Annotated in this window: 9 protein-coding genes and 1 pseudogene; 6 read left to right on the top strand and 4 right to left on the bottom strand. The window is 60.5% G+C overall.

Annotated elements, in window-relative coordinates; genetic code table 11:
* The first annotated feature begins 13 nt into the window (after positions 1 to 13).
* Together AC04SH_RS22855 and AC04SH_RS22850 are read left to right on the top strand one after the other, a co-directional pair.
* The gene (locus tag AC04SH_RS22855; protein WP_488576751.1) at positions 14 to 364 is read left to right on the top strand and encodes a hypothetical protein; all 351 of its coding nucleotides are present in this window, start codon (positions 14 to 16) and stop codon (positions 362 to 364) included.
* Entirely contained in the window at positions 357 to 1682 is a 1326-nt protein-coding gene (locus AC04SH_RS22850) for an epoxide hydrolase family protein (protein WP_488576750.1), read from the top strand. The genes AC04SH_RS22855 and AC04SH_RS22850 overlap by 8 nt, the downstream gene beginning before the upstream one ends.
* A gap of 307 nt (positions 1683 to 1989) precedes the next feature.
* On the opposite strand, the pseudogene AC04SH_RS22845 reads toward AC04SH_RS22850, so the two are convergent.
* Positions 1990 to 2379: pseudogene (locus AC04SH_RS22845) on the bottom strand (helix-turn-helix domain-containing protein); the annotation flags it as partial.
* Between the two features lie 1219 nt (positions 2380 to 3598).
* Between AC04SH_RS22845 and AC04SH_RS22840 the strand changes: the two are divergent.
* Complete coding sequence (locus AC04SH_RS22840; protein WP_488576749.1) at positions 3599 to 6946, top strand: AAA family ATPase; 3348 nt, start codon at positions 3599 to 3601, stop codon at positions 6944 to 6946.
* Positions 6947 to 7943: 997 nt separating this feature from the next.
* Here the strand turns inward: AC04SH_RS22840 and AC04SH_RS22835 are convergent.
* From AC04SH_RS22835 to AC04SH_RS22825, 3 genes are all read right to left on the bottom strand, one after another.
* A complete protein-coding gene (locus AC04SH_RS22835; RefSeq protein WP_488576748.1) occupies positions 7944 to 8354 on the bottom strand; it encodes a RidA family protein in 411 nt (136 codons plus the stop codon).
* A gap of 58 nt (positions 8355 to 8412) precedes the next feature.
* Positions 8413 to 9396: a heterodisulfide reductase-related iron-sulfur binding cluster gene (locus tag AC04SH_RS22830; RefSeq protein ID WP_488576747.1), complete on the bottom strand. Its 984-nt coding sequence runs from the start codon at positions 9394 to 9396 to the stop codon at positions 8413 to 8415.
* Positions 9397 to 10056: 660 nt separating this feature from the next.
* Positions 10057 to 10404: a hypothetical protein gene (locus tag AC04SH_RS22825; protein WP_488576746.1), complete on the bottom strand. Its 348-nt coding sequence runs from the start codon at positions 10402 to 10404 to the stop codon at positions 10057 to 10059.
* A 162-nt stretch (positions 10405 to 10566) separates the two neighbouring features.
* On the opposite strand from AC04SH_RS22825, the gene AC04SH_RS22820 reads away from it, so the two are divergent.
* From AC04SH_RS22820 to AC04SH_RS22810, 3 genes are all read left to right on the top strand, one after another.
* Positions 10567 to 11559: a winged helix-turn-helix domain-containing protein gene (locus AC04SH_RS22820; RefSeq protein WP_488576745.1), complete on the top strand. Its 993-nt coding sequence runs from the start codon at positions 10567 to 10569 to the stop codon at positions 11557 to 11559.
* Between the two features lie 106 nt (positions 11560 to 11665).
* On the top strand, positions 11666 to 12262 hold the full coding sequence (locus tag AC04SH_RS22815; RefSeq protein ID WP_488576744.1) for a tetratricopeptide repeat protein: 597 nt from the start codon (positions 11666 to 11668) through the stop codon (positions 12260 to 12262).
* 74 nt (positions 12263 to 12336) lie between these two features.
* On the top strand, positions 12337 to 12633 hold the full coding sequence (locus tag AC04SH_RS22810) for a hypothetical protein (RefSeq protein ID WP_488576743.1): 297 nt from the start codon (positions 12337 to 12339) through the stop codon (positions 12631 to 12633).
* Positions 12634 to 12912: the final 279 nt, after the last annotated feature.

Below are 12912 nucleotides of genomic sequence, written 5' to 3'. Positions count from 1 at the left end.
AAAGGAGATCAAGGTGAACGCCATTCTGGCGAGCGGCGAAGCCGCGACCAAAATCCCGAAGGCGCGCCCAGTCGACATGAAGCTTGAGGTTGCTGCCATCCCGGTTGCGGATATCGATCGCGCCCGGGAGGGAACGGCCATAGTAGAAATGGTTCCGGGCACGGCCCGCCGTCAACTCGGCCTCCAAGAGTCCGCTGGCCATCGCACAAGGCCAGCTTCACCGATGCCGGCCGGCGGCCTTGCCGGTCCCCTCCCCCGCCGCGCGCGATGGTCTCGACCGGCATCGGTCCTCTTTCGCTCACACCACTTTCTCGACAGCTTGCCAGGAAACAAAACAACACCAGAGGAATCGGAAAATGGATAAGATCGAAGCTTCAGAAGGTATCAATCGAGATCGACGCCGACTTCTGGCCGCAGTCACGACCGGCATCGTGGTTGCTGGTGCGACAATGCTGCTTCCGTCATTGCCGAGTGCGGCAGCCTCTAGCGACGCCATCCATCCTTTCCACATTCATGTTCCGAAAAAGGAACTCGTCGATCTTCGCAAGCGACTTGCTGCTACGCGGTGGCCCGACAAGGAGACCGTCGCCGATCAGTCGCAGGGTGCTCAGTTGGCCAAGCTGCGGGGCCTAGTTCAGTACTGGGGCACCGATTACGACTGGCGAAAGATAGAAGCGAAGCTGAATGCACTGCCGCAGTTCATCACCAATATCGATGGGACCGACATTCACTTCATTCATGTTCGTTCCCGTCAAAAGAATGCGCTTCCCTTGATCATCTCGCACGGCTGGCCCGGATCCATAATTGAGCAACTCAAGATCATCGGCCCCCTCACGGATCCAACAGCGCACGGAGGTACCGCCGAGGAAGCATTCGACGTCGTTATCCCCTCATTGCCCGGCTTCGGCTTCTCGGGCAAACCGACCGGCACCGGGTGGGACCCCGACCATATCGCGCGAGCTTGGGCCGATCTGATGAAACGCCTTGGCTACACGAACTACGTCGCCCAAGGCGGCGATTGGGGCAGTGCGATCTGCAACTCCATGGCGCGTCAGTCTGCTCCCGGATTGCGCGGTATTCATATCAATCTGCCGGCAACGGTGCCGCCGGAAGCGGCCGTGGCACTCGGCGGCGGGGCGCTACCGGCAGGCATCTCCGATCAGGAGCGCGCAGTCATCGAAGCGCTCATGATGTCCGGAAAGAATGGGAACCTGGCGTATTTCACGATGATGTCGGCGCGGCCCCAGACGGTGGGCTATGGCACGACGGATTCTCCAGCCGGCCTTGCGGCGTGGGTTCTCGTGCACCCCGGCTTCTCGCACTGGTCGTACGGTGCCGATCCTGAAAACTCGCCAACGAAAGACGACGTGCTGGACAACATCACGCTCTACTGGCTCACGAAAACCGGGGCCTCGTCGGCGCGACTCTACTGGGAGAATGGCACCCACGGCAGCATCATCTTCGCGGCCGCGCAAAGGACCTCCGAGATATCGCTCCCGGTCGCCATCACCGTGTTTCCTGAGGACGTGTACAAGCCGCCAGAGACATGGGCGCGCCGTGCTTACCCCAACCTGACCTACTTCCACGAGGTCGACAGGGGCGGACACTTCGCTGCGTGGGAGCAGCCAGAATTGTTCAGCGCGGAGCTTCGCGCGGCGTTCCGGGGCCTCCGGCAGGCCTGACTATCTTTCACCACATCTCACCCGACCGAACATGACCGGGAGGATGGGCGCCACGATTTGTAAGAGGCTGACATGAAGGTAAGGCAGGATGGTGCGTTCTTGTTGATCGCTGGAAGCGATATCACGCTCCACGCAGGTCGGGCGCAGTACAATAGATGGAACAAATGCCCGGGATAACACGGACGGACCTGCAGAGGCATGATCTCAGGGTCCCGGGACAGGAAGCCGTTCAGACGCGGGTAGACTTCGCGCTCGGAGCGACGTTTCCCATGCATCGGCATCACGGTGAAGAGGTCGTCTACGTCCTCGCCAGGCGACACTGCTTCGGGCGCAGCGCTCGCTCCCAAGCATGCTTGTCAGCCCGGGTTGCACGATACGTTTGTGCACCGCCATTGCGCGAGATCTCGCGACATATGGTCGATGGGGATCGCCCGAGACTTCGTGCAATAGCGCGGATTGCGAGACCCGCCGCGATCCCGCGAGAGATCTCTTCGCGCTCCGCCAGCCCGAGCGCCGAGGCCGCTCTACGCCTTGCTGACGGAGCAATGCCGCCGTGTAAGGATACGATCCGCTGAACGCCGGTCTTGTCCCGGCGGTCCAGTGCCCGCGAGATCGACGAAATGCTCTGACCTTGCTTCCATCGCTCCCAAAGCTCGGCCTTCTGCGCTGACGTAAACCAGATCCGTGACCTCACCATGCAACACCTCCTCATCTCTCAGATTAAGAGTGTTGCGGCGACCTATTGAACCCACCGGCGCAAAGCGGTCATCATCGCCTGAGCCCTTCATTGGCAGCTTCGGGTCACGACGAGAAGTCCGCGGTGACGGCGCCGGCATTCTCCAGTCTCGATCCGACGGGGTCGCGGGTGCAACAAGCTGTTGCACAACTCTGCTATCTATAACGCCCATGCCTGACCCGAACTACCTCACCCCTGAAGAAGTCATCGCTCGCTATCGCGGACAGCTAAGCGAAGGGACTCTTCGCAACTGGCGTTGCATGCGGATCGGGCCATCGTTCCCAAAGATCGACAAAGCAATCCTCTGTCCGAGCGGCGAGTTGGATCGCTGGGACAAATCGATCCTCGTCGTCTGCAGACCCACACGCGAACTGCCACGGGAAAAGGCGACACCGCCAGAGTAGCAGAGAGGCCGTTCAGTCGTGCCGAGAGGCCGCTGGCTAGATAGATAAGCGTTCGGAATCCGTGCTTGATCGGGACGTCAGGGTACTGCACAAATGCAACCATTCCCATGCGTGAAAGATCATAAGTGGTCACTCAGCACACACCCCAGTTAACGACCCCTGCCCTCCACGGTTGGCTAGCAAGTATCTGATAAATCTTCTGTTTCTGTGCTTGGTGTGTTGATGCACAACGATCCCGCTCGACACCCCACGGTCATTGTGGATCACGACCGGTCACGATTGGATCTAAATTCCACCTGAAATCAGAGATTTGCGAGTTTCACTTTGCTCCGCCCAACCTCCGGGCAACGGATGATAGCAAGCAAATGTGGGGCAGTTGTCCGGTGAGGACGATGTTGGAGGCAAGACACGCGCCCTTCCCTGCGCCGCAATGCAGCGCGATTTCGCGCCTCAACCTCCCGAACGCCGGACATCGGCAACCGCCGCTCGCTGAAAGCAGCTTGTAATGGCCAAACTGGCCTGCGATCGGGATGACTGAAACTGGGCCGGTAGCGGTCTCGGATCTTCAAGAGCGGACCTTCAGGTTGAGCATCGTCGTGATCTGACCCGTTTTCGCCGTTCGGTCATAAGATTCCAATGTCCTGATCCAGGGCGACGAACGACCCTTCCGCCGAGACTAAGGGAATCTGTTGGGTGCCGGCCACGACGCTCAAATAGGGGTGCTGCTGTCCGACGCGCGACAGTCGTGTTAGGCTTTTCCGCTGAGGGCTACCGCCATGTTGGACATCGCCTCTTGGCTCGCCCACCTAGGGCTGGACAAGTACATAGAAACTTTCACCGCGAACGAAGTCGACTTCACCGCGCTTCGTCATCTCACCGAAGATGATCTGAAGGAGCTGGGCTTGCCGCTCGGCCCGCGCCGCAAGGTGCTTGCCGCGATTGCCACGCTAGATACCGACGCCGGGTCGATGCCACCCCCAGCGCCAGCTCCAGTGCCGGCGCCGCGCGTACGCGGGGCTGAGCGGCGGCAGTTGACTGTGGTGTTCATCGACCTCGTGGGGTCGACGGAGTTGTCCCAGCGGCTGGATCCCGAGGAAATGCGCGAGGTCTTTCGCGCGTACCAAAGTGCGGTATTTGCGGAGATCGTCCGGTACGAAGGCATTGTCGCCAAGCTCATGGGCGATGGCGTCCTCGCCTATTTCGGTTGGCCCGCAGCGCACGAGGACGATGCCGAGCGGGCGGTACGCGCCAGCCTCGCCGCAGCGGCGGCTACCGCTGACCTGACGACCGCGGCGTGTGAGCCCCTCGCCACCCGAATTGGGATTGCCACCGGTCTCGTCGTGGTCGGCGACTTGGTTGGGGAAGGGTCCGCACAGGAGGAGGCGGTGGTCGGCGAAACGCCGAACCTGGCGGCACGCCTACAGGCCTTGGCCGAGCCGAACACCGTCGTGATCGCCGATGGCACCCAGCGACTGGTTGCCGGATTGTTCGATATAGTTGATCTCGGCCATCGGCAGATCAAGGGCTTCGCTGCACCTGTTCGCGCGTGGCATGTCACGGGCGAGGCCGATACAGAGGGACGCTTCGACGCGGTGCATGGCGTCTCGACGCCCCTGGTCGGACGGGCTGAGGAACTCGACCTGCTGCTTCAACGCTGGCAGCAGGTTCGAGGACGCAAGGGCCAGGCCGTGCTGCTGTCTGGTGAACCTGGCATAGGCAAGTCGCGGCTCATCGCCGCGCTGGGAGAGCGATTGACTGGCGAGCCGCACGCTCGCTTGCGGTACTTCTGCTCCCCCTACCACGCTCACAGCGCGCTCCACCCGGTGATTAGGCAGCTCGAGCGTGCTGCGGGACTGCTGCGCGACGACAGTCCGGACACGAAGCTCGACAAGCTCGAAATCCTCTTGCGGCAGTCTGCCTTCGACGTCGCACAAACGGTGCCACTTGTAGCGGAGCTGTTGTCGATCGACACCTCTGGCCGGTATGCGCCACTGAAACTGCCACCCCAGGTGCGGAAGTCCCGAACACTGGCGGCTCTGGGCGGGTTGGTCGGAGCCTTGGCGGCGCGACAGCCTGTCATCATGATCGTCGAAGATGCCCATTGGATAGACCCCACGACCAGCGAATGGCTGGACCTGCTGTTCGACGGTCTTCAAAACCTGCCGGTACTGCTGATCATCACCTTTCGCCCCGAGTTCCAGCCGCGATGGACGCTGTTCTCGAACGTCACAGCGTTGTCGCTGAGCCGGCTCGATCGCGACGAGGGATCAGCAATCGTCGACAGGGTGAGCGGTGGCAAGAAGCTGCCGACCGACGTCAAGAACCAGATCCTGGCAAAGACGGAAGGTGTGCCCCTGTTCGTGGAGGAGTTGACCAAGACAGTGATCGAATCTGGCCACCTAGCCGACGCCGGCGATCACTTCGTCCTGTTGGGGCCATTGCCTCCGTTAGCGATTCCGTCAACGTTGCACGATTCGCTGATGGCCCGTTTGGACCGGCTCGCCCCGGTCAAAGAGGTAGCACAGACCGGCGCTTGCGTCGGTCGCGCTTTCCAGTATCGTCTCCTTGCCGCCGTCACTGGCTACGACGCCGCCCGGCTGGACGACATCTTACGCCAGCTTGAAAGCTCAGAACTTGTTTTTCGGAGTGGTGTCCCGCCCGAGGCCACCTACACATTCAAACACGCACTGGTCCAGGACACCGCCTACCAAAGCCTGCTGAAAAGCAGGCGCCAACGTATCCACGCGAGAATCGCCTCGACGCTGGAATCGCAGTTCCCCGAAAGTGTCGAAGCCGAACCTGAAACACTGGCGCACCATTACGCTGCCGCAGGCCTTCTTCAGCAAGCCGTCGCCTATTGGCTGAAGGCTGGCCAACAAGCGCTTAAGCGATCGGCCCATCCCGAAGCGATTGGCAACTTGGGCAAGGGACTCGAACTCGTAGCCCGTCTGCCGGACACCGAGGGTCGACTGCGACAGGAGATTGAACTCCAGACAGCGTTGGGCGTGACTATGATTGCAACCAGAGGCTTTGCATCGCCGGAAGTCCTGCAGGCCTTCTCCAAAGCCCGTATGCTTTCCGAGAAACTGGATGATAGGGACCAACTGTTCGTCGCTCTCTGCGGTGAAGCCTCATATCAAGTGATTTCCGGCAATTTGCGCGCGGCTGACGAACTTGGCCTTCAATGCCTGGAGCTCGCACGGGCATCCGGCGATCACACCCTGCTCCTTGAGGCACACCATCGACAATGGGCCACCAAGTCTTACATGGGAGACTATGCTGCGGCCGAACACCATCTAAATTACGGTCTCGCCAACTACGACCGAGATCGGGATCATCGCTTGACTCACTTCTATACAGGGCATGATCCAGGCGTCTGCTGCAGGAACTACTCTGCACTGATTCTTTGGCTTCGCGGTTATCCTGATCAAGCTCTCGAGCGATGCCGAGACGCCGTGGCCTTGGCCGAAGGAATGTCTCATCCGTTCACAATGGCGTTGGCGCTGTCAAACTTCACCGACCTTTATCTGTTGCGGCACGAACCCGACAAAGCGCGCCGCACTCTGGATAGGACAATCGCGCTGTCAAAGGAATTCGGCCTGCAGCGCGAGAACGTCGAGGGCAGGTTCCAACTCGGATGGGCGCTCGTTGAAGAGGGACATTTGATGGAGGGTATCCAAGAGATGCGCGAGGGACTTGCAGCTATCACAGCGATGGGTGCGGCAGCTGGCTTGCAACATAACCTTTGTGTCCTGGCGCAGGCCTGTATCGAATGTGGTGAAGCGAGCGAGGGACTTGATCTGCTGGAGAGGGCCTTGAGCATGACCGATTCTGGCGCAAGATTTCTCTTGCCGGAGTTACTGCGCACGAAGGGTGAACTCCTGCTGCGGCAAAACTCGCAGGATGATGGCGCAGAAGGCTGGTTCCGACGGGCGGTTACAATGACCCGTGACGATGGTACGAAATCACTCGAACTCCGGGCCGCGCTTAGCCTCGCGCGTCTGCGCCGCGACCGTGGGAACGACGGAGAGGCGCGCGACTTACTCGCCCCGATCTACGCCTGGTTCACGGAAGGTCTCGATACCCGCGATCTTGTCGACGCCAAGGAATTCCTGAACCTTTAGATGGAAGTGCAATTTGCTCGAGCTCGCTTCGAGCAAGCTCCTCCCCGTAATTGCCTGAAGCTGATCTCGTGAAATCTTCGAGTAGACCATTCACCTAGGTCGCGCCTAGCGGCGAGTGACCCGCTTTGTACCGAAGACGCGCCCTTCCGGCAGGGTCTGTATATGTCCGGGGTACGGCACAACCGCGACCTCCGGATGATCGTCGGCAAGGTCAGCTTTCAGGAGCCAACAAGCGATCTCTATGGCCGACATTGGGCGCATACCAGACATTCGGCATCTGCCCCCTCACGCCGCTCATCTCATGCCTTCCACATCGTCGACCGAAGAACCGCCTGCATATGTTCTGCCAGGTCGAGTTCACCGCGCGCCTCGATCTCTAAAAGATACCGAGCCTTGGCTAGGCGGTCGCTTCCCCCACCGCAGGGTAGCCGCAGATGGCGAGCAATGCCCTCTCCTCCTCCCGGCTGGCTCTGTCGGACTGGCTGTTGCCACCGCCCTTGTCATGCAGCGCTTCACCGAACACAGCATAGGCTATCTTGTGAGCCTCAATCAGCGCTCGCAGACTATCGGACGGTCCTCGGTCTCGACCTGGCGACGCTTTGCGCATTCGTGTCAGCATGGAGCGACCCTTGCCGGCGGCAGCCAGCGCGGCTGGGCGGTGCGCAGCGTCTGCGGAGGTCGGGCCCGACGAACACTCCGGTGGAAGCTTGGATCGGACGGCAGACGTGTCGCTAGCGGCGCGCTTTTATCCCGACTGCATCCGCAGTGCGGAGGATGGCGCCAGCCGACGAGCCGGCGCCGACGCTGGCGACGTCGGCACTCGGAGCAGCGGCGAAAGTTCGCTGCGGCAGCCGTGCCGGTCGCCCGCGCGCCGCGTGGTACCGTGAGAGCCACGTCTCCGAGGCCCATCAAGCAGATAACGCCGGGGCATCACATCAGTCTTACGCTCGGACACCGGCGGTTTCCCGATTTCGGTGAAGAATTTTGCAGACCTCCATCAACACGCGCCAGCGCCAATATGGGCGATCGCGTCTATCTCAACTTTTATTGCAGCCTCGGCGAGCGAGGCGACCTGGACCAGCGTGCTAGCCGGAAAATCGCCGGTGAAAACCTCTCTGCGGGCCTCCCACACCTTCTCGCGCTGTGTGATGTCGGTCACAAAAATCGTGACCTTCACCACGTCTGCCATCGCACCACCGGCCGCTTCCAAAAGGCTGCGGATCTTGGCGAATATGATCTTGGCCTGCTGGTATTCATCTCCCTCCGGGACGCGACCGTCCTTGCTACGCGCGGTCATTCCGGAGACATACGCGACACCATCGACTACCAAGCAGTTGGACCAGGTCTGAGGCGGCGGTTCGCCAACGTCTGGACTATGCACGCTGGCTATCTGAGCATCTGCTGCCATGCTGGCCTCCGTCGCCTTGCCCGGCCGCGGTTGGTCCGAGCAGCTATGTGAAACCCGGTCAGGAAGGATTCGCCGGGTCCGCCTCGCACGCTGGCCCGAAGGTTTTGCGCAAGACCTCGCGCACGCGGTTGGCATCGAGGCCGTTGGCGCGGACATGGGCCTCGACCTCGGTGAACGCGGCGTCAGGATCGGCTTGCAGTTTGAAACGCTTGTAGACGTCAGGATGCTCGATGCCCATCGCCTCTCCGAGCAGGCTTATGTAGTTGACGATGGCGAACGGGCAATTCGCTTCCGCCACACAAATCTCCCTCTGACAGGAATGATAGAGAGTTGCGAGAACGTCGACACGCGCGTCTTTCGCCGCATCCAGGATTCGGGCGATCTCCCTCTGCCACTGCGGTCGTCCGATCCGGCCGATCCATTTTGGGGCGCAATGCCGGCCGAGTGAAGTTGGATTTTCGATTTCTACCAGTTCAAGACCCGGAATAGCCCTCAGGATTGTTCGGGTGTTCTGCCAATCAAGGTCCGACTGATTGAAGCCGGTATGGTAGTGGATCGCCACCCGCTTCTCGACGCTACGGACGAACGGAACCCGGTCCAAGTGCCGCGCGATAAATGCGGTTACGTGCTCGTACGGGAAGGGTACGTCCTGCTCCTTCGTGACCACCTCGTCGTAGTGCTCGTGGCAAGACGGGCACCACATCAGCACGGTCTTGGCACCATACTTCGCGAAGTGCTTCATGCTGTTGGCGGCAAATGTTCGAGATCCCTTGGGATCGTTGTGTTGATGGTGGATAATACCGCAGCAATGCGCCGGTCCGCCGGCGGCGTTAAAGTCGAACCCCATTTTCCTCAATACCTCGATCACGGTTACTGCGAGATGCGCGGTCCGGAGCACATTGCATCCGAGATATAGGAGCAAGTCCTTTGGTTCGGGTGCCGCCGAAGGCCGATCGATGAAGGGTTTTTCGCCCGGCATGAACTGCAGGTCAGCCAGCGTATTGATTTCACCAAAATATTTCGCGAAAGAGAAACTTTCCATGGGCGATCCCCTTCTCTCGGTGACGCCAATTTGGACGGTCTCGACGGATGGATCGCTATCCTGCGGCGCGACCGCCTCCGCTCCGTTTCCCTTGTGAGGATGCGCTAATTAAATCGCATCAGCAAGCGTCACGATCTCCGGCGCCTTGATGCCGCCGGACCGACGTGAAGTCTACACTATGGGGGTGATGGACAATGTCCGGTTCTGGCGGCAGTCCGGTCTCGATAGCCTCTCGCAAAGTTCGTGCTCTCTTAGGGTACCTAGCACTTCGGCAGGGTATTGAACTTGCTCGTATGACCCTCACTGGCCTGTTGTGGGGCGAGCGCAACGGCGCCCCTGAGCCGAGGGCGGCGGTAGTCCCTGCGATCGTCACGCGTCCCGCAACACTGCGCGGCGTCTTGGCCGTGCAACTTCGTCGCTCGTGGGCCTTGTCCGATCAGGGAGCTGACATTGACGGGCGCTCCGGCCGGGCCGGGCTTGGTTGCGTGGACACGAAGAAGACGCATGCACGTCCTCCAAGTAGGCCGGATCAGTGGCCTTCCCGCCTGCCGGTCACCCCTAAATGTGAATGGGCGACGATCTTCGCCGACTCGCCAGCGTCGGCTCCTATACGATCGATGCCCTTACTTGCAAGAACTACCCTCATTACAGAACTCGCCGTTACATTGAATCGGGCGGCGCGAAGAAGCAGTTCATATACTCCTCACTTGGATGCAGGCAGATGTGAAAATCGTGATCACCGGACGGCAGCGCGTCTCCATACGGAATCTGAAACAAATGCTGTCGGGTCACCAGGTGGTGGTCGCCTGGAAGAAGTGTAACGGAAAAGCCGCTCGGTCCAGTCTTCACCGATGCGCCCGGGATGCGCTCGCAATCGCCTCCCATGTCATTTCCCTTGCAGCAAGCTGGCGGATAAGGCCAGCCGCGCGCCGCATCATGCGCGCCCGCGCTTCCGCCCGATATCAACACGCAAGCTGCTGCCAGCACAGCCGTGGGTTTCGAAGCCATCAAAGTTAGACCTGCTGTCCCTCGTCGCCAGCTGGCATGATCGGCCAAGACAACCTTGGTGTAACGAAAGGAAACCGATCAAACTCCGATTTTCTCCCGATTTGGAGTTTGATATGCTCCTGATCAGGTGTTCGACGTTCTGCGCAAGCAGAGAGATGCGGGATGAATCCGCGCTCATCCAAAACAATCGTGGTGAACGGCATCACTCTCGATTTTGCCGCCGGGTTTTTGCGCGACAGCCAAGGCAAGGATGTGGTCTTGCGCTCGCAAGCCTTCGCGGTGCTTGAATACCTCAGCAGGCATGCTGATCGCGTCGTCACAAAAGACGAGCTCATGCACGCGATATGGCCTGGTATTGCAGTAACCGACGACAGCTTGGTGCAATGCATCGGTGATATCCGCCGGGCACTGCGCGATAAGAACCAGACGGTTCTCAAGGTAGTGCCAAAACGCGGGTACAGACTCGCAATTGACGCCGAAGAATGGCCGATCGAACCGACAGGCCGGAGCTGGTCGGCAGCCATTATAGCTCTGGCCATTGCCTTGTTTGCGGCAGGACTCCTCTGGGGCTTTGATCATCGCGCCGCCGATGGGAGTGGCGCCGTGGCAGTTCTGCCCTCCGTTGCCGTGCTGCCATTTGGGATGATCGGTGGTGATGCGGACCAGCAGCGGCTGGCTGACGGCCTGACCGAGGACATCATCACTGACCTTGCCCGATTTCCAGAATTTCGGGTGATAGCTAGTAACACCACCGCAGCCTACAAGGAAAAGTCGTCTAACATGAAAGAAGTGGGGGCAGCTCTCAATGCTGCCTTCATCGTAGAGGGCTCGATCCAGCGCCAGGCCGATCGCGTCCGCATCACGGCGCAACTTGTTGAATCTGCGACCGGCAAGCACATCTGGTCGGACCGGTGGGATCGGCCCGAAAACGACTTTTTCGCGATTCAGACCGAGATCGCCGAGCAGGTCTCGAACCGGCTCGGCGGTGGCGCAGGCCTGATTCAGGAGGCGGGCCGCCGGGAGGCGCATCGCAAGCCGCCAGCGAACCTCAACGCCCTACGAGCTCTACCTTCTCGGCACCGAGCGGCTCGAGCGGGTCAATCGCGACGATCTGGAAGAGGCGATCCGGCTTCTCACACGGTCGCTGGAGCTTGATCCCTCCCTCGCCCGGGCTTGGATCGAGCTTTCGCACGCCCGCAAGGTCCTTGCCGGCTTCGGGGCGGAGCCTCTGCGGAACCAAAAGCTGGCTGCCGATGCTGCGATGCGCGCGGTCACGCTCGACCCGGGTGACGCCGAGGCGCATGTGGTCCGCGCGATTACCTTGGCCGAGAGCGGCGATCTGGCGAAGGCGAAGGCGGAGTTCGACACGGCCCTCAGCATGGCGCCGAACGAGTTCGAGATCCTGACCTTCTACGTTACCTGGGCGGCCATGTTCGGCGAGCCCGAACGCGGAGCCGAATTGGCCGACAGGGCGATCAGCCTCAACCCGAACTTCCCGATGTGGAGCACCCGTCCTCTCAACGTCGCCTACTTCTGGGCCGGCCGTTACGAGGACGCCCTGCGCATGACGGACCGGCTCGGCCCTGACAATTACGATCGCTGGGTGGGGACGTTTCGAGCTGCCGCGTTTGCCGCTCTGGGCCGGACGGATGAGGCGCGGACGCTTGTCGCGTTCACCCTCCAGAAGTATCCGGACTTGAGCATAGAGGGAATAGTCGCCAACCTCCCCTTCACCGAGGTACAGCGGAACCGGCTGATCGAAACGATGAGCCTCGCCGGCTTTCCACGCTGTGCCAAGTCTGAGGACCTCGCCAAACTTGATAAGCCGGTCCGGTTGCTCGGATGCAAGTCGCCGTAGACGGCAAGCAACAGTCTGCATGATCGACGGGGGCGCATTCTGTTCGCCCGAAGGCACCGTAAGGAGGTACCGCCATGATTATCCGCATTTATCGCGGCACGGTCTTTGCTGGAAAGCAGCGTCTCTGGCAGGATCGTGTTGAGTCGCTTTCTATTCCCTGGCTGAGGAAGCAGGCAGGCCTCATCGCCTTTTACCCCGGTAAGCCACCTGCGGATAGTGCGGGCCGGACGTTCTGCATGGTGATGGTCTGGGACAGCCTGGAGTCGGTGAAGGCTGCTATCGGGCCAGACTGGAATAACGCGATTTATCATGGCGATGAAGCCGAGTTGATCGAGTCTGCTCAAGTCGAGCACTTCGAGCTCTTTCCGTAGGCTGTCGAGTGCAGGGCAACAATGGGGCCGCTTGCGGACTGGCAGCTTCAGGCTGCGAATCTTCGTGAGTGGACATTATGGACGGCGCGAGCATCGTCGTGAGCTGCCCGAAGGCGACCTTCGGTTCGTCACACTGCAAGGTCCGCAGAGAGTGGATTGCTGCCCTCTGTCTCAGCATCGGAACGGCGAAGGGGCGCGCCAGAAGCCGACCTCTCAGTTGACCGGCTGCGCCTCGGGGAATCTCAATCCCTCGGTCAGCACGAACAGAGAGTGGCCCGG

The organism is Mesorhizobium sp. CNPSo 4688 (assembly GCF_057784295.1).
Note: the sequence above shows the minus strand (reverse complement) of the source record. Positions and strands in the feature narration are given on the sequence as shown.